This window comes from Noviherbaspirillum sp., assembly GCF_035254685.1.
In the GTDB taxonomy this organism is placed as follows: Bacteria; Pseudomonadota; Gammaproteobacteria; order Burkholderiales; family Burkholderiaceae_D; genus Noviherbaspirillum.
Genome location: NZ_DATFAI010000018.1, coordinates 17,566 through 39,747, shown reverse-complemented (window position 1 = coordinate 39,747; position 22,182 = coordinate 17,566). Strand labels below are relative to the sequence as shown.

The 22,182-nt window shown below is 57.7% G+C and carries 15 protein-coding genes and 3 tRNA genes; 14 read left to right on the top strand and 4 right to left on the bottom strand.

Annotated features, from left to right (window positions below):
• Positions 1 to 173: 173 nt before the first annotated feature.
• From VJ698_RS05445 to VJ698_RS05395, 11 genes are all read left to right on the top strand, one after another.
• A complete protein-coding gene (locus VJ698_RS05445) occupies positions 174 to 1,298 on the top strand; it encodes an efflux RND transporter periplasmic adaptor subunit (protein WP_324101699.1) in 1,125 nt (374 codons plus the stop codon).
• On the top strand, positions 1,295 to 4,399 hold the full coding sequence (locus tag VJ698_RS05440; RefSeq protein WP_324101698.1) for an efflux RND transporter permease subunit: 3,105 nt from the start codon (positions 1,295 to 1,297) through the stop codon (positions 4,397 to 4,399). The genes VJ698_RS05445 and VJ698_RS05440 overlap by 4 nt, the downstream gene beginning before the upstream one ends.
• A gap of 169 nt (positions 4,400 to 4,568) precedes the next feature.
• A tRNA-Leu gene (locus VJ698_RS05435) sits at positions 4,569 to 4,655 on the top strand.
• Positions 4,656 to 4,684: 29 nt separating this feature from the next.
• Positions 4,685 to 6,034 carry a trigger factor gene (gene tig, locus VJ698_RS05430; RefSeq protein ID WP_324101697.1) on the top strand — a complete coding sequence of 450 codons (1,350 nt, stop codon included), beginning with the start codon at positions 4,685 to 4,687 and terminating at the stop codon, positions 6,032 to 6,034.
• A 40-nt stretch (positions 6,035 to 6,074) separates the two neighbouring features.
• Positions 6,075 to 6,701: an ATP-dependent Clp endopeptidase proteolytic subunit ClpP gene (gene clpP, locus VJ698_RS05425; protein WP_324101696.1), complete on the top strand. Its 627-nt coding sequence runs from the start codon at positions 6,075 to 6,077 to the stop codon at positions 6,699 to 6,701.
• Positions 6,702 to 6,863: 162 nt separating this feature from the next.
• Positions 6,864 to 8,132 (top strand): ATP-dependent Clp protease ATP-binding subunit ClpX, encoded by a 1,269-nt coding sequence (clpX, locus tag VJ698_RS05420; RefSeq protein ID WP_324101695.1) that lies wholly within the window; start codon positions 6,864 to 6,866, stop codon positions 8,130 to 8,132.
• A gap of 281 nt (positions 8,133 to 8,413) precedes the next feature.
• The gene (gene lon / locus VJ698_RS05415) at positions 8,414 to 10,834 is read left to right on the top strand and encodes an endopeptidase La (protein ID WP_324101694.1); all 2,421 of its coding nucleotides are present in this window, start codon (positions 8,414 to 8,416) and stop codon (positions 10,832 to 10,834) included.
• A gap of 254 nt (positions 10,835 to 11,088) precedes the next feature.
• On the top strand, positions 11,089 to 11,361 hold the full coding sequence (locus tag VJ698_RS05410) for an HU family DNA-binding protein (RefSeq protein WP_324101693.1): 273 nt from the start codon (positions 11,089 to 11,091) through the stop codon (positions 11,359 to 11,361).
• Between the two features lie 99 nt (positions 11,362 to 11,460).
• Positions 11,461 to 11,536: transfer RNA gene (locus VJ698_RS05405), tRNA-Val, on the top strand.
• Positions 11,537 to 11,567: 31 nt separating this feature from the next.
• A tRNA-Asp gene (locus VJ698_RS05400) sits at positions 11,568 to 11,644 on the top strand.
• Positions 11,645 to 11,789: 145 nt separating this feature from the next.
• Positions 11,790 to 13,721, top strand: coding sequence for a SurA N-terminal domain-containing protein (locus VJ698_RS05395; protein WP_324101692.1), 1,932 nt, complete (start codon positions 11,790 to 11,792; stop codon positions 13,719 to 13,721).
• A gap of 147 nt (positions 13,722 to 13,868) precedes the next feature.
• Here the strand turns inward: VJ698_RS05395 and VJ698_RS05390 are convergent, their stop codons facing one another.
• Positions 13,869 to 14,525 (bottom strand): arylesterase, encoded by a 657-nt coding sequence (locus tag VJ698_RS05390; protein ID WP_324101691.1) that lies wholly within the window; start codon positions 14,523 to 14,525, stop codon positions 13,869 to 13,871.
• Here VJ698_RS05390 and VJ698_RS05385 point away from each other — a divergent pair.
• Complete coding sequence (locus VJ698_RS05385; protein ID WP_324101690.1) at positions 14,524 to 15,207, top strand: ABC transporter ATP-binding protein; 684 nt, start codon at positions 14,524 to 14,526, stop codon at positions 15,205 to 15,207. The genes VJ698_RS05390 and VJ698_RS05385 overlap by 2 nt on opposite strands.
• Before the next feature lie 115 nt (positions 15,208 to 15,322).
• Here VJ698_RS05385 and VJ698_RS05380 read toward each other — a convergent pair whose 3' ends face one another.
• Positions 15,323 to 16,843 (bottom strand): NAD(P)H-hydrate dehydratase, encoded by a 1,521-nt coding sequence (locus VJ698_RS05380; RefSeq protein ID WP_324101689.1) that lies wholly within the window; start codon positions 16,841 to 16,843, stop codon positions 15,323 to 15,325.
• A 217-nt stretch (positions 16,844 to 17,060) separates the two neighbouring features.
• Between VJ698_RS05380 and VJ698_RS05375 the strand changes: the two genes are divergently transcribed.
• On the top strand, positions 17,061 to 19,337 hold the full coding sequence (locus VJ698_RS05375; protein ID WP_324101688.1) for a nitric-oxide reductase large subunit: 2,277 nt from the start codon (positions 17,061 to 17,063) through the stop codon (positions 19,335 to 19,337).
• Positions 19,338 to 19,403: 66 nt separating this feature from the next.
• Positions 19,404 to 19,667 (top strand): DUF2249 domain-containing protein, encoded by a 264-nt coding sequence (locus tag VJ698_RS05370; protein WP_324101687.1) that lies wholly within the window; start codon positions 19,404 to 19,406, stop codon positions 19,665 to 19,667.
• 54 nt (positions 19,668 to 19,721) lie between these two features.
• Here the strand turns inward: VJ698_RS05370 and VJ698_RS05365 are convergent, their stop codons facing one another.
• Positions 19,722 to 20,837: an NAD(P)/FAD-dependent oxidoreductase gene (locus VJ698_RS05365; protein WP_324101686.1), complete on the bottom strand. Its 1,116-nt coding sequence runs from the start codon at positions 20,835 to 20,837 to the stop codon at positions 19,722 to 19,724.
• Positions 20,830 to 22,083 (bottom strand): D-amino acid dehydrogenase, encoded by a 1,254-nt coding sequence (locus VJ698_RS05360; protein WP_324101685.1) that lies wholly within the window; start codon positions 22,081 to 22,083, stop codon positions 20,830 to 20,832. Before VJ698_RS05360 ends, VJ698_RS05365 begins: the two co-directional genes overlap by 8 nt.
• Positions 22,084 to 22,182: the final 99 nt, after the last annotated feature.

Here is a 22,182-nt window from a genome sequence, read left to right as displayed (position 1 = left end):
TAGGCGTGCTTATAATTACTGACCAATCGGTTAGTAATAGTCGTGTCTTTTGAATAATGCTTCTGGATGCAGATCCAGCCCGAATAGTAAAGGAAAAGAATGTGGCCGCTCTGATTAATCCGTATCAGCCTCCGCCCGCACGATCGAATGCGAGCCGAACGGCAGTTCTTCTCGTGTCCAGCCTTCTCGCCGTGGCGTGCTCGAAGCCGGTCGAGAAGGTCGAGGAAGTTCGCCCTGTGCGCGCGATTCAACTGGCAGCCGGCAACGTCGACATGGTTGCGGAATTCTCTGGCGATGTGCGGGCGCGGGTTGAATCTCGCCTGGGGTTTCGCGTCGGGGGCAAGATTGTCGCCCGCAAGGTAGATGTGGGCACGACCGTCAAGCGAGGCCAGGTTCTCATGCAGCTGGACCCGCAGGATCTGCAGCTTGCACAGGCCCAGGCAAACGCCGGCCTGCGGGCAGCGGAGAGTAACCGAGAACTCGCAAAAGCCGACCAGAAGCGCTACCAGGAGCTGCGCGCGAAAAATTTCGTCAGCCAGGCAGTTCTCGACGCAAAGGAAACTGCCTTCAAGGCGGCACAAGCAAGCTATGAACAGGCGCTCGCGGCTTATCGCAACCAGTCGAACCAGGCAGGGTATACAACACTGGTTTCCAATGTCGACGGCGTCGTGACCAGCGTAGATGCGGAGGTCGGTCAGGTCGTCGCCGCCGGCAGCCCGGTCGTGCGCGTGGCGCAGGCAGGGGAAAAGGAAATCGTGATCGGCATTCCGGAAGACAAGGTCGACGCCCTGCGGCGCGTGTCCGATGTCCGAGTCCGTACGTGGGCAAAGCCCAATCAGGTCATTCCCGGCAAATTGCGTGAACTGTCGCCGATTGCCGATCCCGCTACCCGCACTTATACAGCGAAGATCTCGATCCCGAATGCGCCGGAAGATATCAAGCTCGGCATGACGGCATATGTTGCGTTCGCCGGCAAGACGTCGAATGCGATGATCAGGTTGCCCCTGAATGCGTTGTTCCGCGACAAATCGGCAACTGCAGTGTGGGTGATCGAAAACGGCGCCGTCAAGCTTGTTCCGATCGAGGTTGCGGGCACTGTCGGCAACGACATCCTGGTTGCCGACGGCATTTCCCCTGGCCAGACCATCGTGACCGCCGGCGTGAACCTCTTGAAAGAGGGACAAAAAGTCAAGATTCTCGGCGATGACAATCTCGCAAGGCCTGACGGCGCGGTTGCTTCTCAACGCAATGCCACCCAGACTGCCAATGCCGAGACCGTAGCCGGGGTCATCAAATGAGGGGCGGTTTCAACCTGTCCCGCTGGGCGCTTGAACACATTCCGCTGACACGTTACCTGATTGTTGCGCTGCTGCTCGGCGGCATCATGAGTTACAGCCGGCTCGGGCAGGACGAGGATCCACCTTTCACCTTCCGCGCCATGGTGGTGCGCGCAATGTGGCCCGGCGCGACGGCGCTGCAGATGGCGGACCAGGTGACCGACAAGCTGGAAAAGAAGTTGCAGGAAACCCCTTACATCGACAAGATCCGCAGCTATTCCAAGCCGGGCGAAACCCTCATCATCCTGCAACTGCGCGAATCGACCCCTCCCAAGGACGTTCCTTCGGCGTGGTACCAGGTGCGAAAGAAAATCGGTGACATCCGAGGGACGCTGCCAGGCGGCGTGGTCGGGCCTTTCTTCAATGATGAATTCGGCGACACCTATGGTTCCATTTTCGCCTTGTCGGGTGACGGATTCACCTACGCTGAAGTGAAGGATTATGCCGATTTCGTCCGCCAGCAGCTGCTGAAAGTGCCTTCAGTCGCGAAGGTCGAACTGTTCGGCGTACAGGACGAAAGAATCAATATCGAGTTCTCGCACAAGAAGTTTGCGCAACTCGGTATTCCGTTCGACGCGATCGTCGCGCAGCTCAATGCGCAGAATGCCGTCGAGTCCACGGGCGTGCTGGTGACGCCGACTGACAACCTCCAAGTCCGCGTGACGGGCGCAATGAAAACCGTGAAGGATCTGGAGGACCTTGAACTGCGGGCGGGCGGGACAAACTTCCGCCTCGGCGACTTCGCCACCGTCCGGCGCGAATACAAGGATCCCCCGCAGGACAAGATGCGCTTCAACGGCAAGGAAGTCATCGGCCTTGGTATCTCGATGGAGAAGGGCGGCGACATCATCCAGCTCGGGCGCAACCTTGAAGCGACCGTCGATGAAATCAAGGGCAAGCTCCCGGTTGGCATCGAGCTGCAACGTGTTTCCGACCAGCCGAAGGCGGTCTCGTCATCGGTGAACGAATTCCTGCGCACCCTGACCGAAGCGGTGCTGATCGTGCTCGGCGTCAGCTTCCTGTCTCTTGGCCTGCATACCAGGCCATTCCGCCTCGATGTGTGGCCGGGGCTGGTGGTTGCACTGACCATCCCGATGGTGCTCGCCGTGACTTTCCTGTTCATGCGGGTGTTCAATATCGATCTGCACAAGATTTCGCTTGGCGCGCTGATCATTGCGCTCGGGCTTCTTGTCGACGACGCGATCATTGCCGTCGAAATGATGGTGCGGAAAATGGAGGAGGGCTTTTCACGCTTTGATGCCGCGACCTTCGCTTACACATCGACCGCGAAGCCGATGTTGACCGGAACGCTGATTACCGCCGCCGGCTTCCTGCCGATCGGCTTGGCGAAATCCGCCGCCGGCGAATACACTTTCTCGATGTTCTCGGTGAACGCGCTGGCACTGCTCATTTCCTGGGTGGTCGCGGTGCTGTTCACACCCTACATCGGCTATGTCCTCCTTCGCGTTAAGCCGGCGACCAATGCTGACGGCCACCATGAGTTGTTCGATGGCCCGTTCTACAAGCGCTTCCGCAATCTCGTGAACTGGTGCGTGGAATGGCGCAAGCTCACCATCATGCTCACGCTTGGCGTATTTGCGCTCGGCGTGTTCGGCTTCCGTTTCATCGAGCAGCAATTCTTCCCCGATTCCAGCAGGCCAGAGCTGATGGTCGAACTCTGGATGCCTGAAGGAACCGCGTTTTCGGCGACGGAAGCGCAGGCGAAGAAGTTCGAGAACTTCATTCGCAAGCAGGAAGGCGTGGAAAGCGTGACGAGCTATGTCGGTACCGGCAGTCCGCGTTTCTACCTGCCGCTGGACCAGATTTTCCCGCAGACAAACGTCTCTCAAATGGTCATCCTGCCGAAGGATCTGCATGCACGTGAGGCACTACGGCTGAAGATCATTGATGCGTTCAAGAACGATTTTCCGGAGGTCCGCGGCCGGGTGAAGCTGTTGCCGAATGGTCCGCCGGTTCCGTATCCGGTCCAGTTCCGCGTAAGCGGGACGGATGTGTCCAAGGTGCGTGTTATTGCCGACCGCGTGAAGGAAATCATGCGTGCCAATCCGAACACCGTTGGCGTCAACGACAACTGGAATGAATCGGTGAAGGTGTTGCGTCTCGAGCTCGATCAAGACAAGCTGCGCGCATTGGGTGTCAGCTCGCAGAGCGTCATGCGTATGGCCAACACGATCCTTACCGGGACGACCATCGGACAATATCGTGACGGCAACAAGTTGATCGATATCGCCGTGCGTCAGCCGGTGGAAGAGCGGTCCACCATCTCAGCCCTGAACGAAGCCAACCTCCAGACCGCGAGCGGCAGGGCTGTCCCGTTGGCGCAAGTGGCACGTGCGCATTTCGTCTGGGAACCGGGTGTGGTCTGGCGGGAAGGCCGCGAATGGGCGATCACGGTACAATCGGATGTCGTCGACGGCATCCAGGGGCCCACTGTATCCAGCCAGCTCAATCCCAGGCTGGATACGCTGCGGGCGCAGCTTCCGGTAGGGTATCGCATCGAGCTCGCCGGCGCCGCGGCTGACAGCGGCAAGGCGCAGGAATCAATTGCCGCCAATGTGCCCTTGGTGATTTTCATTATCTTCACCTTGCTGATGTTGCAGTTGCATAGTTTCTCGCGCGCCTTGCTGGTATTTCTGACCGGCCCGCTCGGTATCGCGGGCGCAGCGCTGGCCCTGCTCATCCTGCATCGTCCCTTCGGTTTCGTCGCACAGCTTGGCGTGATCGCCTTGTTCGGCATGATTATCCGTAACTCGGTTATCCTGATTGACCAGATCGAGTCGGACATCGCCCAGGGCGCTGCGCCGTGGAATGCCATTGTTGAGGCGGCCGTGCGTCGATTCCGGCCGATCATCCTTACCGCGGCGGCGGCGGTGCTGGCGATGATCCCGTTATCGCGCTCGGTATTCTGGGGGCCAATGGCGGTCGCAATCATGGGCGGCCTGATCATCGCGACGGCCCTGACGCTGCTGTTCCTGCCCGCGCTTTACGCCGCCTGGTTCAGGGTGAGGAAGCCAGCACCGGAGGTCGCCACGATTCCGTGATCACGGTTCCAACCGACCCTTTCCTGTCAAAATCGGGACAGGCAAAGGAAAAAATGCAGTAAAATGCCGGGTTGAAGTTGAAGAGCTACTAACAAGAGCTTCCTGGGGCGACCAAATTTTTCACTTCATGGTCGCCCTTTGCTTTTGTGCATGATCAATACCAATCCCGGCGAGGATGGCGAAATTGGTAGACGCACCAGGTTTAGGTCCTGACGCCAGCAATGGTGTGGGGGTTCGAGTCCCCCTCCTCGCACCACAAGATAGTTAATTTTTTGGACGATTCACATGGCAACTGCAGTCGAAACTTTGGACAAACTCGAGCGCCGCATCACTATCACCGTGCCGCTGGCGGATGTACAGGCAGAAGTTGAAAAGCGCTTGAAGGTTCGCGCCCGCACCGCAAAGGCCCCGGGCTTCCGCCCCGGCAAGGTGCCGATGAAGATGGTCGCCCAACAGTATGGCTACCAGGTTGAGACCGAGGTGTTGAACGACAAGGTTGGTCGCGCATTCAGTGACGCTGCGAGTGAAAACAACCTGAAGGTCGCCGGGTATCCGAAGATCGAGCCGAAGTCTGGAGAAAGCGTTGCTGAAGGCGTGGTTTCATTCGACGCAACCTTTGAAGTTTACCCGGAAGTGAAGATCGGTGACCTGTCCCAGGTTGAAGTCGACAAAGTTACTGGCCAGGTGACTGATGCGGAAATCGACAAGACCATCGATATCCTGCGCAAGCAGCGCGTGCACTATCACACAAAGGGCGAGCAGGGCGCGCACGGCGACGGCGGTGCTGAGCAGTCTGCGCAAAACGGCGATCGCGTCACGGTCGATTTCGTTGGCAAGATCGATGGTGTCGAATTCCAGGGTGGCAAGGCGGAAGACTACGCCTTTGTCCTGGGTGAAGGCCGCATGCTTCCAGAGTTCGAAAATGCCGCTCTTGGCCTGAAGGTCGGCGAATCCAAGACCTTCCCGCTGAATTTCCCCGCCGATTACCATGGCAAGGATGTGGCCGGCAAGACTGCCGAATTCACGATCACCATGAAGAAGATCGAATGGGCGCACCTGCCGGAAGTCGACGCTGAATTTGCAAAGTCGCTCGGCATCGCCGACGGCGAGCTGCAGAAAATGCGCGATGACATCAAGCTCAACCTTGAACGCGAAGTTAACAGCCGCGTCAAAGCCAAGACCAAGGACAGCGTGATGAACGCTCTGATCACGGCTTCGGAGTTGGATGTGCCGAAGGCACTGGTCGACCAGGATGTGCAGCGCCTGATCGAAATGGCTCGCCATGACATGGCGCAGCGCGGCATGAAGGTGAACGACATGCCGTTCCCGCCGGAACTGTTTACTGCACAGGCAGAGCGCCGCGTTCGCCTCGGCCTGATCCTGGCTGAAGTGGTGAAGACCAACAAGCTGGAAGCAACTGCGGACCAAGTCAAGGCACAAGTCGATGAATTTGCGCAAAGCTATGAAGATCCTCAGCAGGTAATCAAGTTCTATTACAGCGATCGCCGCCGACTGGCTGAAGTGGAAGCACTTGTTTTGGAAGAAAACGTCGTTAACTACGTGCTTGGCAAGGCCAAGGTGACCGAGAAGCCGGTCGCATTCGATGAATTGATGGGCAACACCGCGCAGGCCTGATCATCCTGATCGCCTGTCGCGCACTCCATAAGGAAAGCACATGTCACGCATGATGAAAAATTCAGCGCTTGAGACCGAAATGCTCGGTATGGTGCCGGTTGTGATTGAACAGAGCGGCCGTGGCGAGCGTGCATACGATATCTACTCGCGCCTCCTGAAAGAACGTGTCATTTTCCTGGTCGGACCGGTCACCGACCAGACTGCGAACCTGATCGTTGCACAACTGCTGTTCCTGGAAAGCGAAAATCCGGACAAGGACATTTCGCTGTATATCAACTCACCGGGGGGCTCGGTTTCTGCCGGCATGGCGATCTACGACACCATGCAGTTCATCAAGCCGGACGTGTCCACCTTGTGTACGGGCCTGGCCGCATCGATGGGCGCTTTCCTGCTGGCTGCGGGGGCGAAGGGCAAGCGTTTCTCCTTGCCGAATTCCCGTATCATGATCCACCAGCCGCTGGGCGGCGCCCAGGGGCAGGCGGCAGACATCGAGATTCAGGCACGCGAGATTCTGTACCTGCGCGATCGCCTGAATCATATTCTTGCTGAAAAAACGGGTAAATCCGTGGAACAAATCAGCAAGGATACAGACAGAGATAATTTCATGTCAGCCGCGGAAGCGGCGGAATATGGCATGATTGACAAGGTGCTGACCACCCGCGTCTAAGAGGGCTGTCCAAACGGAAAACGCCCGGACGCAGGCTCGTTCGGGCGTTTTGTTTTTTATGGCGACGGATTTTTGTCAGTTTGCTCAGATTATTGAGCGGCGTCGTGACGAATTCGGAATTCGCAGGTAATATCGATTCAATCTCCACCCACACATTGCTCTATGTCTGACAAAAAATCCTCCAGCGGCGAAAAATTGCTTTACTGCTCCTTCTGCGGTAAGAGCCAGCACGAGGTAAAGAAACTCATCGCGGGCCCTTCTGTTTTCATTTGCGACGAGTGCATCGACCTGTGCAATGACATCATTCGCGACGAGGCATCCAGCATCGAGTCGGTCGCCGGACCAAAGTCCGACCTTCCGACACCACAGGAGATCTTTGAGCTGCTCGGTCAGTACGTGATCGGCCAGGAGACAGCCAAGCGTATCCTGTCGGTTGCCGTGTATAACCATTACAAACGGTTGAAGCATCTCGGCAAGAAAGATGATGTGGAATTGGCGAAGAGCAATATCCTGTTAATCGGCCCGACGGGTTCAGGCAAGACCTTGCTGGCACAGACGCTTGCGCGCATGCTCAACGTGCCGTTCGTCATTGCAGATGCCACGACGTTGACCGAGGCGGGCTACGTGGGCGAGGACGTCGAGAACATCATCCAGAAGCTCCTGCAAAACTGCAACTACGAAGTCGAAAAGGCGCAGAAAGGCATTGTCTACATCGATGAGATCGACAAGATTTCGCGCAAGTCGGATAACCCGTCCATCACGCGCGACGTCTCCGGTGAAGGGGTGCAGCAGGCCTTGCTGAAACTGATCGAAGGCACGATGGCGTCGGTTCCGCCTCAGGGTGGTCGCAAGCATCCCAACCAGGATTTCGTGCAGATCGACACCACGAACATCATGTTCATCTGCGGCGGCGCATTCGACGGGCTCGCCAAGATCATTTCCAATCGTTCCGAGAAGAGCGGCATTGGTTTTTCGGCCAGCGTCAAGAGTCAGAGCGAGCGGAACGCGAGCGAAATGCTGCTGGATGCCGAGCCTGAAGACCTGATCAAGTTCGGCCTGATTCCGGAATTGGTCGGCCGCTTGCCGGTCGTGGCTACCTTGAGTGAACTAAACGAGGAAGCTTTAATCCAAATATTGCTTGAGCCCAAGAATGCCCTGATCAAGCAGTATGCGAAGCTGCTGCAGATGGAAGGCGCGGAGCTGGAGGTTCGACCCGCAGCATTGCACGCGATCGCGAAGAAAGCGCTTGAGCGCAAGACGGGTGCGCGTGGGTTGCGCTCCATCCTTGAGCATGCCCTTCTCGAGGTGATGTTCGAGTTGCCGAGCCAGCAAAACGTTGCGAAGGTAGTGATTGACGAAAACACGATCTTCAATGGAGCAAAACCCCTGTTGATTTATCACGAGCAGCCAAAAGTGTCTGGAGCCAAATAATTGGCTTGATTCAACGTGGCGGGCATGGCACAGATGGCCGTCGCATGAAGCACCAGAAACGTTTTACGACTATGGTTATGAGCCCGATCTTTTCCTAAACGCAGTACAATTTGAAACACAGGAATCACTTCAGGTAACCATTGCAAAGCCACCCGAGGGCGACTTCGTGTGTGGCTTTTTTTATTACGCACTTTGAGGAGGAGTGATTTTTGTTGCTGCTTGGACTTGAGTTTTAGGCTGCCATGCCTACATCATTAACAAGCTATTAGATAAGGTTCGCCATGACGACTTCTACAACACTAACTGAACACACCCAACTGCCGCTTTTGCCGTTGCGGGACGTTGTTGTCTTCCCGCATATGGTGATCCCGCTTTTCGTTGGCCGCCCCAAGTCGATCAAGGCACTCGAGGCAGCGATGGAACAAGGTAAAAGCATCATGCTCGCCGCGCAAAAGGCAGCTGCCAAGGACGAACCGTCGGCAGACGACATTTATGAAATCGGTTGCGTCGCCAATATCCTGCAAATGCTGAAGCTGCCTGATGGCACCGTCAAGGTCCTGGTGGAAGGCGCACAGCGGGCGCGCATTCATCACATCAGCGAACTGGAAACGCATTTTGTCGCAGACCTGACTCCGATCGAATCGGAGCCGGGCGACGAATCGGAAGTGGAGGCAATGCGCCGCGCTATCGTCCAGCAGTTCGATCAATACGTCAAACTGAACAAGAAGATCCCGCCGGAGATTCTTACATCGCTTGCGGGTATTGATGACGCAGGCCGCCTAGCCGACACCATAGCAGCGCACCTGCCTTTGAAGCTTGAGCAAAAACAGATCATCCTTGAGATCTTCAACGTCGCGAAGCGCCATGAGCACCTGCTAGGCCAACTCGAAGCGGAACTCGACATTCTGCAGGTCGAGAAGCGCATTCGCGGCCGTGTCAAGCGCCAGATGGAGAAATCGCAGCGCGAGTATTACCTGAACGAACAGGTCAAAGCGATCCAGAAGGAACTCGGTGAAGGCGAAGAGGGCGCGGACCTCGAAGAACTTGAGAAGAAAATTGTCGCCGCACGCATGCCGAAGGAGGCACGCGAAAAGGCTCAGTCCGAATTGAAGAAGCTGAAGCTGATGTCGCCGATGTCGGCCGAGGCAACCGTTGTACGCAACTACATCGACACACTGCTGAGCCTTCCGTGGCGGAAGAAGTCGAAGATCAACAATGATCTGACCAATGCAGAGAAGGTGCTGGAGAGCGATCACTACGGCCTGGAGAAGGTAAAAGAACGCATCCTCGAATATCTCGCCGTGCAACAACGGGTAGACAAGGTGAAGGCGCCGATCCTTTGCCTCGTCGGTCCGCCGGGTGTCGGCAAGACTTCGCTGGGCCAGTCCATTGCACGTGCCACGAATCGCAAGTTCGTGCGCATGGCTTTAGGTGGTGTACGCGACGAGGCCGAAATCCGCGGCCATCGCCGGACTTATATCGGCTCCATGCCGGGCAAGATCCTGCAAAGCCTCGCGAAGACCGGCGTGCGCAATCCATTGTTTCTTCTCGACGAAGTGGACAAGCTTGGACAGGATTTTCGCGGCGATCCGGCGTCGGCGTTGCTGGAAGTGCTCGATCCGGAACAGAACCACACTTTCTCGGATCATTACGTGGAGGTCGATTTTGACTTGTCCGATGTGATGTTCGTCGCCACCTCGAACTCGTACAACATTCCGCCGGCTCTGCTGGACCGCATGGAAGTCATTCGCCTGTCTGGTTATACGGAAGACGAAAAGACCAACATCGCGCAGCGTTACCTGCTGCCGAAGCAGATCACCAACAATGGCCTGAAGGAAGACGAAATCACGGTATCGGAATCGGCAATCCGTGACATCATCCGCTACTACACGCGTGAGGCCGGCGTGCGTTCGCTTGAGCGCGAGATCTCGAAGATCTGCCGCAAGGTTGTGAAGATGCTCTTGCTGAAGAAGCAGGACAAGGAACGCAAGATCACCGTGACGTCGAAGAACCTCGACAAGTTCCTTGGTGTGCGCCGTTACGATTTCGGCATGGCCGAGAAAGAGAACCAGGTCGGGCAGGTTGTCGGGCTTGCGTGGACTGAAGTCGGCGGTGACCTGCTGACGATCGAGGCCATGACGATGCCGGGCAAGGGCGATATTATCCGCACCGGCACGCTGGGCGATGTGATGAAGGAGTCGATTGAAGCGGCACGCACCGTGGTGCGCAGCCGTGCCAAGCGTCTCGGCATCAAGAGCGAACTGTTCAGCAAGAGTGACATCCACATCCACGTACCGGAAGGCGCAACGCCGAAAGACGGGCCGTCTGCAGGCATTGCCATGACGACGGCACTGGTCTCGGTGCTGACGGGTATTCCAGTGCGTGCGGATGTTGCGATGACGGGTGAGATTACCCTGCGTGGCGAAGTGCTCCCGATCGGAGGCTTGAAAGAAAAGCTGCTGGCGGCGCATCGCGGCGGCATCAAGACTGCTCTGATTCCAGAGCAGAACGTAAAAGACCTCGCGGATATTCCTGACAACGTCAAGAACAAGCTCGAGATCATTCCGGTTCGCTGGATTGACAAGGTACTGGAAGTCGCATTGGAGCGGCAGCCGACCCCGCTGACCGAAGTTGAGGCGCCTGTCGAATCGACAGTCGCCCAGACAGCCGGACAGACTGATCCGAACGTCGTGAAACACTGACTGAATGACCTCCGCAAAAGCGCTCTTCGGAGCGCTTTTTTTATTTCTGCACGGCCGTAAAACAGATGCTTGGCGATTCCTCGTAAAAGTTGATTGCGAACAGCCAACCGCCCGGGAAACCGCTTGACACAAGGCTTTGCGACTTGTTTAATACGGGCTGCAGAAAATTTCTTATCTGCATTTTGTGTTGCTTGCGCCACCAAAAAAAGCGATAAGCAGGCACCGCAGAATCCAACTTTTTTGAGGGGGCGTCAGTGAATAAGACCGAACTAATTGATCACATTGCCGGATCAGCGGACATTTCCAAAGCAGCAGCAACGCGTGCGCTTGATGCGCTGATTGGTGCAGTGAAGACCACGTTGAAGAAGAATGGAAGTGTGACCCTTGTGGGTTTTGGCACTTTCTCTGTTGGCAAGCGCGCAGCACGCACTGGCCGCAATCCCCGCACTGGCGATGCAATCAAGATCAAGGCAGCCAAGGTGCCGAAGTTCCGTCCGGGCAAAGCGCTCAAGGATGCCGTCAACTAATGATTAGTTAGTGCATCGCGATAAAAGATGCTATATAATTTTGTTTTTTCAGGGCGTGGTGACAAACGTCCGAGAAGTTTGGCTGACTAAGTGTGAACGGGGTGCTTAGCTCAGTTGGTAGAGCGGCGCCCTTACAAGGCGTAGGTCGGGAGTTCGAGCCTCTCAGCACCCACCAAAGCAGCCAGGCTTTTGTAGCAGAAGTTTCGGGAGTGGTAGTTCAGTCGGTTAGAATACCGGCCTGTCACGCCGGGGGTCGCGGGTTCGAGTCCCGTCCACTCCGCCAAAAAACGAAAAAGGCGAACGTGAGTTCGCCTTTTTTCATATGCAGTGACGCTTTTGCATCGGTTGCAGCTGACGCTTCACAACTTGCGAAGCAGGTTGGATTGCGTCGAAACTGTGTTTTCCTATCTGTGAACCTGTGGTAGACCATGTTTGAATTTATCCGCACGCACCAGCGCTTGATGCAATTCCTGCTGATGCTGTTAATCATGCCTTCATTTGCATTCTTCGGTATCGAGGGCTATTCACGGTTTCGCGGAGGCGAGGACTCAGTGGCCAAGGTCGCGGGGCAGTCGATCACGAAACAGGAGTTCGATGCCGCGCAGCGCGAGCAGATGGAACGTTTCCGGCAGATGTTCGGCGGACAGTTCGACTCCAAGATGCTCGATACGCCTGAAGCGCGAAAGAACATCCTTGATGGACTGATTGCGCAACGTGTCCTTGCTGCGGAAGCAGCCCACGAGCGTCTTTCCGTGAGCGATCAGACCCTGCAACAAACGATTCTCAACATTCCAGGGATGACGGGCGCGGATGGCAAGTTCGATGTCGAGCGCTACAAATCGCTACTCGCGGCACAAGGCATGACGCCGGCAATGTATGAAGCGCGTTTGCGCCAGGAATTGACGCTGCAGCAGGTCAACAATGCCGTCCAGGGCACTGCTTTTGCGCCGAAGACCGTTGCTGGTCGCCTTTCCGATCTCAACGACCAGGAGCGTGAGGTACAGGAGTTGCTGTTCAAGACTTCCGGCTACGTATCGCAGGTCAAGGTCACCGATGACATGCTCAAGGACTACTACGAGAAGAACGGACGGCAGTTCGAGATTCCCGAGCAGGTCAAGGCTGAATACGTTCTGCTGAACAACGATGTAGTGGCCTCGCAGATCAGCGTCAGTGATGCGGATATCCAGTCCTACTATGAACAGAATGCGAAACGTTACTCCGAAGAAGAGCAGCGTCGCGCCAGCCACATCCTGATCAAGGTAGACAAGAACGCTTCCGCGGCGGAGAAGGCGGCAGCGAAGGAAAAGGCTGAAAAAATTCTCGCGCAGGTGCGAAAGAATCCGAACGATTTTGCCAAGCTGGCGAAGGAATATTCGCAGGACCCGGGCTCGGCCGAACGTGGCGGCGATCTGGACTTCTTCAGCCGGGGCATGATGGTCAAACCGTTCGAGGATGTGGCATTCAAGCTCAAGCCAGGTGAAATCAGCGACCTGGTCCAGACCGATTTCGGATACCACATCATCCAGCTGACGGCGATCAAACCGGCAAAGGCCAAGAGTTTCGATGAAGTGAAAGCGCAGATCGCGGCAGATATCAAGAAGCAGCTGGCAGCAAAGAAATTTGCCGAGATGGCCGAACAATTCACCAATACCGTCTATGAGCAGTCCGAGAGCTTGAAACCGGTGGCGGACAAGCTGAAGCTGAAGATCGAAACGATCGGCGGGCTCACGCGCACCCCGAGCCCTGCACTGCCGCAGAATGCGCCGTTCAATCAGCCGAAGTTTCTGACAGCGCTGTTTTCGGACGACGCAATCAAGAACAAACGCAATACGGATGCCATCGAGGTCGCACCGAATACGCTGATTGCGGGACATGTAATCGAATACAAGCCGGTGGCCAAGCGGCCATTCGATGAAGTCAAAAACGTCATTCGTGACCGCGTGATGCAGGCTGAGGCCGAGAAGCTCGCGAAGAAGGCCGGCGAAGAGAAACTCGCCGCACTGAAATCCGGTGGCGAGACTGGCGGTTTCTCCGAAGCGAAGACGGTATCCCGCGTCAAAAATGCAGGCATGAGTGGCGCAGAGCTCGGATCAGTGATGAAGGCAGATGTCTCCAAGCTGCCAGCGTTTGCCGGTGTGGAAGTGCCGGGCCAAGGCTATGCGGTATATCGTATCAACAAGGTTGGCCAGCCCGCGACGCCTGATACGGCGCGCCGTCAGGCGGAGCAGCAGCAGGTTGCCAATGCCCTGGCACAGCAGGAGATGCTAGCTTACCTTGAGGTGTTGAAGAAGAAGGCGAAGGTGCAGATCACGAAACCTGTCGCTGAGAAATCCGAAGCGGATGCGAATGAGACGAAGTAGTTTGCATCAGGCACAGTTAAAAAGCCGCTCCTTGAGCGGCTTTTTTTTGTTTCAGTCCGACCTCTGCGGGAATACTATTTGATGGTTTTAGATTTGCGTCAGCACAGCTCAGCGGACGTTCTTGTGCAGATGGGGCGGCGGTCCATCTCATCGCGTCGCGCCTAGCAGGGGTGCCAGCCGCGGCCAGATGTTGTCAAGCATGAGCGGCTGAGCGTTGGCTAACGGATGGATCCGGTCGGCCTGAAGCAGGCGCGGTGAGTCTGCAATGCCTTCGAGCAGGAAGGGGGCAAGTGTTGTCTTTGTTTCTTGCGCGAGTTTCTGGTACATGCCTGCAAACCGTTCGGCGTATTCACGGCCGTAATTCGGTGGAATCTGCATCCCGACCAGTAGGACCTTTGCTTTCGATTGTTTTGACTCATGAATCATGATGCGCAGGTTCGCCTCCGTCACTGCAATTGGTAATCCTCGCAAGCCGTCATTGCCGCCCAGTTCGATGATGACGATATCCGGATGGTGCTGACCGAGCAATGCGGGCAGCCGAGCCTTGCCGCCGCTGGTTGTCTCGCCGCTGATGCTGGCGTTTACGATCACGGCATTGATCTTCTCCGACCGAAGCCGTTTCTCCAGCAGAGCGACCCATCCTGCGCCCCGCGCAATACCATATTCCGCGGAGAGGCTGTCGCCGAGCACAAGCACGGTTTTTGATGCAGAATAGGCGCACGTTGCATACAACGCGAGCCATGACACCAGCAACGTTTGGAAGAAGCGCTTCACTTTTTCGTATTTCCCAAAAACATTCTGCATGCCTGATCCTTCCTCACTTCCTGCCGCAATCGAGGTCGTCCACTTGAGCAAACGCGTTGCGGACGTGACTGGTGAGTTGACAATATTGAGTGCTATCGATTTTACAGTGCAGAGGGGTGAGACGCTGGCCATCGTGGGCGCATCGGGTTCCGGCAAATCGACGTTGCTTGGGCTGCTCGCAGGATTGGATATTCCTTCGGAAGGAACCGTCAGGCTCGATGGCGTCGATATCTTTGCGCTGAATGAGGATCAAAGGGCTGGGCTGCGGCAAGCCAAGCTCGGGTTTGTGTTCCAGTCTTTCCAGTTGCTGGCGCATTTGACAGCTCTGGAGAACGTGATGCTGCCGCTGGAACTCCGGCGCGACGAGCGCGCGAGGGAAAAAGCGGAAGCAATGCTCGGGCGGGTCGGCCTGTTGACCCGGTTGCGTCATTATCCGAAATTCCTGTCCGGCGGAGAACAGCAGCGCGTGGCGCTGGCCCGGGCCTTTGTCACGGCTCCACCGCTTCTCTTCGCCGACGAACCGACTGGAAGCCTTGATGCGGCGACAGGGGAGTCGGTGATAAAGCTCATGTTTGAATTGAACGAGGAGCGGGGATCAACCCTTGTGCTGGTCACCCATGATCCAACGATTGCCGCGCGTTGCCGCCGCATTATCACGATTGCTGCCGGCCGACTGATCTGACAGCAGGAAATTCAGTGTCGATGTTCAGGTCTTGCGCGGTTGATGCTTGCGCTGATTACCGGCGTCACGAATTTTTGTTCCCCTTGCACAGATTGCGGTCACGCCGAGACGGAGGCTAGTGAGGCCGCGTGTGCTGCCCGACGAGCTGGTTCAGGATCGTGCGTACACAAGGAATCAATTCGCCAGCCGTCATTCCGATTGGGCCGATGCCTTCACTGACGAGGATATCGGCGGCTTCCCCATGCAGCCAGCACGCCGCGAGTGCAGCATTCCATGCGGGGAAGTGCTGCGCGAGTAGTGCCCCACAGATGCCGGCAAGGACATCGCCGGTGCCTGCTGTGGCGAGTGCGGGGTTGCCGGTAGGGTTGATCATGATTTCGCCATCGGCTTTTGCGATGATGCTGCCTGAACCTTTCAGGATGACCGTCGCGTTGAATTGCAGTGCCAGCAGGCGTGCAGCGGACAGACGATCTGCCTGGATTTCCTTTGTTGACACTTGCAGCAGTCGCGCGGCTTCCAGCGGGTGCGGCGTCATCAGGCTTGGTGCCTCGCGCTGCGAGAGGATCTGCTGCAGGCCCGGTTCGGTAGCAACGAGATTCAGCGCATCGGCGTCCAGTACAAGCTGCTGGCGGCTATGTAGCGCCTTTGCCAGCATGTCATGCGCTTCGCGTGAGGTGCCGAGTCCGGGGCCCGCAACAAGCGTTGAGGATGAGAGATCCATCTCACTCGCCGCGCGGCACATCAGCTCCGGTTGCATGCTGTCGTAGGCTGGCGGTTCGTCGAGGAAAGCAGCGAATACACGACCTGCACCGCATTTCGCTGCGGCGCGGGCAGCTAGGATGGGCGCGCCGGACATGCCATGTGCGCCGCCGATGATGATCACGTCGCCAAAGCTGCCCTTGTGGGAATTGTGCGCCCGCGGACGCAGAAAGGCAGAGAACGCGGCGATACTGTTCAGGTGAATATGCGATCCGGGGACGTGACTGTGCTCGATATCCAGGTCTGCCACGTGCACCTCACCCGCATAGTCGCGCCCATAGAGCGTATGCAGGCCCGGTTTGTCGGCGATGAAGGTGATGGTGTGGCTGGCATACACGGCGATACCACCCTCACCGACAATGTTGCCCGTGTCGGCATCGAGTCCGCTCGGCACATCCAGTGCGAGCACGGGACAGGCAAGGCCATTCACGGCTTCCACCACCATGCGCAATTCGCCCGTGATCGGCCGAGCCAGACCGATGCCGAAAAGACCATCCACCACGAGACTCCATTCTGACTGCTTAACGGTCGCGACAACCGGATCGCCAAACTGCACGGCGCTTTGCCTTGCGCGCTCCATCGCTTGTTGAGCGTCAGGGCTGTGGGTCGCGCCAGGTACGCAGAGCAGGGCCACCACCTCCATGCCCGCTTGAGCAAGAAGATGTGCGACTTCCAGCGCGTCGCCACCGTTGTTGCCAGGGCCGACAAGCACCAGGACCGATGCGGCCCGGCGGGGCTCGGGAATCAGGCTTGCAGCCAAGCGGGCGGCTGCGCTTCCAGCTTTCTGCATGAGTGTTCCGGGTGGAAGCGCAGCCATCGCAGTCAGTTCGATGTTGCGGATTTCCGCTACCGGGTAGAGCGCTGTTGGAGAGGTCATGGCCTGGGCGCGAAGGCTGTCGATAGGAGGGGTAAGTTCAATTGCATATCTGGCTTGATTTTATGCCATCCGGTGACGTCTCGTCGAAGGGTATTGGGAGGGGAGTCGCGCGAAAACATACATTTCGTTTGCATCGATTAAAAGATGGATTTAAAATGAATCTTAAATGCGATTCCCACTCACTTTTTGAAAACTAACCTCCAGGAGAATTGTTGCCATGCATGCATCAAAGAAACTCTGGACCTGGCTAGGCATCATCTGTGTCCTTTCCTTTGCAGTACTCGGATGGGTCGGAACAGAGATTTATGTGACGGCCCCGCCAATTCCCAAACAAGTCGTTGGTACGAACGGTAAGATCCTTTTCAACGAGGGGCAGGTTGACCGGGGCCAGCAGGCATGGCTCAACGCTGGGGGCCAGCAGCTTGGCTCCGTCTGGGGGCATGGCAGTTATGTGGCACCGGACTGGTCCGCAGACTGGCTGCATCGCGAAGCAGTGGCTCTGCGTGAAATCCGAGCGAAGCATGATTTCGGCAAATCGTTCGAGCAACTGAATGCTCCGCAACAGGCGCAACTGACTGGTCTGCTCCAGGAGGAAATGCGTCGCAATACTTATGATGCGAAAACCGGTACGATCACCGTTTCGCCGGAACGTGCAGCTGCCATCGAGCAGGTTGCTCAGCACTACATCGGCCTGTTCGGCGATGAGCAGTCGCTGGACAAGCTGCGCGAGCAGTATGCGATGACGGCCGGATCCCTTCCGGATACGGCTGATCGTGAGGCACTGGCAGCGTTCTTCTTCTGGTCGTCCTGGTCGGCTGCCACCGATCGTCCGGGCGAGGAGCACCTCAGCTATACGAGCAACTGGCCGCATGAGCCGCTGGTCGGCAATACGCCGACGGCCGGCACTGGCATCTGGTCCGTCGCTTCCGTGATACTTCTGATCGCCGCCATTGCGGGCATGGTGCTGTTCCACACCGCCAGGAAGGAAGAAGACGATCCGACACCGCCCAAGGCCGATCCGCTGTTCGACCTGAAGCCGACGCCCTCCATGAAGGCAACCAAGAAGTATTTCTTTGTGGTGATCGGCCTGATCATGGCGCAAGTCGCGATGGGTGCGATCACCGCGCACTATTCCGTGGAAGGCACCAGCTTTTTCGGCATTCCGCTGGCCGACATCCTCCCGTACAAGATCAGCCGCACGATCCACACGCAATTCGCAGTGCTGTGGATTGCCACCGCGTGGCTGGCGACCGGCCTGTACATTTCGCCAGCGCTGTCCGGTCACGAGCCGAAATACCAGAAGCTTGGCGTCGATGTGCTGTTCTGGGCGCTGATCTTCATCGTGGTCGGCTCGACCGTGACCGGCTGGCTCGGTAGCCTGCAGCACGCCGGCACTCAATTCAGCTTCTGGGTCGGCAACCAAGGCCTTGAATTTACCAGCATGGGGCGCGTGTGGCAGATCCTGCTGTTCGTCGGCCTGATGATCTGGCTGTTCCTGATGGGCCGCGCACTGATGCCGGCACTGAAGCGACCGTCGGAAAGTCGCGGCCTGGTGTCGATGGTGTTTCTGTCGGCGACGTGCATCGGTCTGTTCTATACGACTTCGCTGACGTGGGGCCCGCATACCCATTACTCGATCATCGAGTACTGGCGCTGGTGGCTGGTTCACCTCTGGGTGGAAGGCTTCTTTGAAGTGTTCGCGACCGCTGTCATTGCGCTGCTGTTCTCGCGCCTTGGCCTGATCCGTGCCGCAACCGCGAACACCGCGATCGTGCTGGAAACCATCGTGTTTCTGTTCGGCGGCATCCTAGGCACTTTGCACCACCTGTACTTCACCGGCACGCCGACCTCGGTTATCGCGCTGGGTGCCATGTTCTCGGCGCTGGAAGTCGTGCCACTGGCCATGATGGGCGTGGAAGGCTTCCACAACTACAAGCGCTCTAAGGTCGCGCCGTGGGTGCAATCCTACAAGTGGTCGATCCTCTGCTTTATTGCGGTGGGCTTCTGGAACACCGTCGGCGCGGGTTTGCTTGGCTTCGCGATCAATCCGCCGATTTCCCTGTACTACGTGCAAGGCCTGAATCTGACAGCAAGCCATGGCCATGCAGCGCTGTTCGGCGTCTATGGCATGCTCGGCATCGGCCTGATGCTGTTCTGTCTGCGCGGCATGTCCGAGCGCGCAGCATGGGCTGACAACCTGCTCAAGCCTGCCTTCTGGCTGCTCAATATCGGCCTGGCGATGATGGTGTTTATCTCGCTGACGCCGGCTGGCATCTACCAGGCATGGGCAAGCATTTCACGCGGCATGTGGTATGCGCGTTCGCCGGAAGTGGTGCACTCGCCACTGATGGAAACGCTGGTGTGGCTGCGTGTGCCTGGCGATATCGTGTTCGCCGCAGGTACGGTGTTCCTCCTGCTGTTCGCACTGCGCCTCTTGAAGGGCAAGCGTGCTGCAGGCCAGACGATTCCTGTAACGCGCGCGTTCAGGGCTTGATTTCAACAACGCCGAAGGAGCAAATGCTCCTTCGGCAAATTTACTTTACTCACAGGAGAGTTTTACATGGCACATGATTGTTCCCGTCCGACGGTTTCCGAAGGCATTTATCCGTTTGATGCGCGCGGCATCGCAAAACGTTTCCGTCACGCTGCGATTTTTGGCGCGCTCGAGGCCTTGCAGCCCGGTGAGACCATGCGCTTCTGCAATGACCATGATCCGCTGCCCCTGCTGGCGCAGATCAATGGCTACTTCGGTCAGCGCGTACAGATTTCTTACGTGCAGCGCGAACCCGGCGAAATCGTGATCGATTTCCTGGTCGCAGGCTGATCGTCGTTCCGAAGAAAAACTGAAGGCACGCCGGGGAAACCCGGCGTGCTTTTTTTATGGGCGAGAAATAAGGCTTGCCGCGTGATCCGCAATGGCTAAAGACGCCGTCAGTCCAGGCGATTCAATGCCATACAGGCCGAGGTAATGCGGATTGCCGTGCGAAGTGAACAGAAAGTCTGCTGCAGGCGCGCCGGGCGCGCTGATCTTCGGGCGCACGCCGGCGTAGGCGGGCTGCAAGGATGCGTCCGGCAGGGCAGGCCAGTAGGCCCTTATCTCGCGGTAAAAGCGGTCTGCGCGGCCCGGATCGACCGCGTAATCGATATTGCCGTCGACGGGTTCGATCCATTCCACGTCTGGACCGAAGCGTGCCTGTCCGCCGAGATCCAGCGTGAGGTGCACACCGAGTCCGCCAGATTCCGGCACGGGATACACCAGCCGTGAAAACGGCGCTTTGCCCGCCAGGGCGTAGTAATTGCCCTTGGCAAAATGGGCTATGGGAATGCTGTCCTGCTGCAATCCCTCGATGCGGCGAGCAAGATCGGGTGCCCACAGACCGCCGCAGTTGATGACGATGTTCGCATGCAGTTCCGACTGCGCGCCGTCGACTGCGCTGACCTGCAACACGACACCATCGCTACCGGCGTTGCCCGATGCGACCTCGCTGCCGAACGCAAACACAGCGCCTGCGTTTTCCGCATCGCCTTGCAATGCGAGCATGTAGGCATGGCTGTCGATGATTCCGGTATTGGGCGAAGACAAGGCCGCGACACAGGAGAGATCGGGCTCGATCTGCCTCGCCTCCTCACCGGAGAGCGCAACGACTTCTGTGCAGCCATTCGCATGTGCCTGCGCATGAATGGCGGCAAGCCGCGGTGCTTGCGCATCCGACGTTGCCACGATCAGCTTTCCGCAGCGGCGATGCGGAATGCCGCGTTCGTTGCAGTAGTCGTATAGCGCGCCGCGGCCGGCTACGCACAGCCGTGCCTTGAGACTGCCGGTCGGGTAGTAAATGCCGGCATGGATCACCTCGCTGTTGCGCGAGCTCGTTTCCATGCCGATCGCGGGATGTTTTTCGATGACGACGACTTCGTGTCCAGCCATGGCGAACCTTCGCGCCATGGCCAGGCCGACGACGCCCGCGCCGATAATGACGCAATCCAGTTTATCCATAACGTGTCATGGTCAGGCCATCCATGTCGATCTCTGGAGCATAGCCCGAAACGATGTCAGCAACGACCTTGCCCGAACCGGCCGCCATTGCCCATCCCGAGGAACCGTGGCCGATATTGACGAAGACGTTGCGGATCGGCGTGGCGCCGAGCAGGGGCGGGCCGTCGGGCAGCATTGAGCTGGCGCCGCTCCAGAAGGTGGCATTGGCATAGTTGGCCGCATCGGGGAACCAGTCGTAGCCGACCTTGACGAGCGTTCGGATTGCGCGGTCGAGAAGTTCGGACTCGCGCGAAGCGAAATCCGCCGTGCCGGACACGCGGATCCTGTTCCCCATGCGCGTGATGGCCACTTTGTAGGCTTCGTCGAGCAGTGCGGCTTGCGGCGCCTGGTCGAAATTCTTGATCAACGCGGTCGCCGAGTAGCCCTTCACCGGATAAAGCGGCAGGTGGATGCCGAGTGCCTTGAGCAATGGAACGCTGTCCGCGCCAGCTGCAAGCACGATCGCATCGGCGCTGAATTTCTTGTCGTCGATCTGGAGGCCGACGCCGCGGCTTTCCGGCTCGATTGCCTGGACTTCGCTGGCAAAGTGGAACTGCACGCCGATCGAGCTAGCGATCTGCTTCATGCGCTTAGCAAAGAGCGGGCAATTGCCTGCCTCATCCTGCGGCATGTAGAGACCGCCTGCCAATGCCGTGTGCGGCGCGAGGGCCGGCTCGATGGCGCGCGCGCCGTCGGCGTCGAGCAGCTGGTGGGGAACGTCGCTTTCCGCCAGGAGCGCGATGGCTGGTTCGGCCGACTTCATGTCCTTCTCGGTGCGGAACAGCTGCAGAACGCCCTGGGTCTGCTCGTACTCCAGTTGATAGTAGTCGCGCAACTGACGCAGGATGTCGCGGCTGTAGAAGACGATGCGATGGATCCTGTCCCTGTTGATGCGATAACGGTCCAGCTCCGATTCATTCATCCAACGGCGTACCCAGCGCCACAGGGCACGGTCGAATGTCGGCTTCAGCATCACTGGTGCTTCCGATCCGAACAGATACGACAGCATTTTCGCGGGCACGCCCGGCGGGGCCCACGGTGTGGCGAAGCCGGATGCGATGACGCCGGCATTGGCGAAGCTGGCTTCCTGCGCGACGTTCTGGTGACGCTCGATGACGGAAACCTCATGCCCCGCGGCGGCGAGAAAATATGCCGTGCAGACGCCAACCACGCCGCCGCCGATTACAGCCACTTGTTTTTGTGTCACTTCTTTACCTGATTACTTTTGGAACGCCATTGCAGCACGCGATGTGCCGTGAACGAGAGGATCTGCCGGAGCCTCGGCGGCCTCGTTTTCCTTTGTACA

Excerpts from the sequence above, each read along its gene's own strand:
- VJ698_RS05440 (WP_324101698.1), top strand. The coding sequence starts at position 1,295 with ATGAGGGGCGGTTTCAACCTGTCCCGCTGGGCGCTTGAACACATTCCG.
- tig (WP_324101697.1), top strand. The coding sequence starts at position 4,685 with ATGGCAACTGCAGTCGAAACTTTGGACAAACTCGAGCGCCGCATCACT.
- clpP (WP_324101696.1), top strand. The coding sequence starts at position 6,075 with ATGTCACGCATGATGAAAAATTCAGCGCTTGAGACCGAAATGCTCGGT.
- clpX (WP_324101695.1), top strand. The coding sequence starts at position 6,864 with ATGTCTGACAAAAAATCCTCCAGCGGCGAAAAATTGCTTTACTGCTCC.
- lon (WP_324101694.1), top strand. The coding sequence starts at position 8,414 with ATGACGACTTCTACAACACTAACTGAACACACCCAACTGCCGCTTTTG.
- VJ698_RS05395 (WP_324101692.1), top strand. The coding sequence starts at position 11,790 with ATGTTTGAATTTATCCGCACGCACCAGCGCTTGATGCAATTCCTGCTG.
- VJ698_RS05385 (WP_324101690.1), top strand. The coding sequence starts at position 14,524 with ATGCCTGATCCTTCCTCACTTCCTGCCGCAATCGAGGTCGTCCACTTG.
- VJ698_RS05390 (WP_324101691.1), bottom strand. The coding sequence starts at position 14,525 with ATGCAGAATGTTTTTGGGAAATACGAAAAAGTGAAGCGCTTCTTCCAA.
- VJ698_RS05380 (WP_324101689.1), bottom strand. The coding sequence starts at position 16,843 with ATGACCTCTCCAACAGCGCTCTACCCGGTAGCGGAAATCCGCAACATC.
- VJ698_RS05375 (WP_324101688.1), top strand. The coding sequence starts at position 17,061 with ATGCATGCATCAAAGAAACTCTGGACCTGGCTAGGCATCATCTGTGTC.
- VJ698_RS05370 (WP_324101687.1), top strand. The coding sequence starts at position 19,404 with ATGGCACATGATTGTTCCCGTCCGACGGTTTCCGAAGGCATTTATCCG.
- VJ698_RS05365 (WP_324101686.1), bottom strand. The coding sequence starts at position 20,837 with ATGGATAAACTGGATTGCGTCATTATCGGCGCGGGCGTCGTCGGCCTG.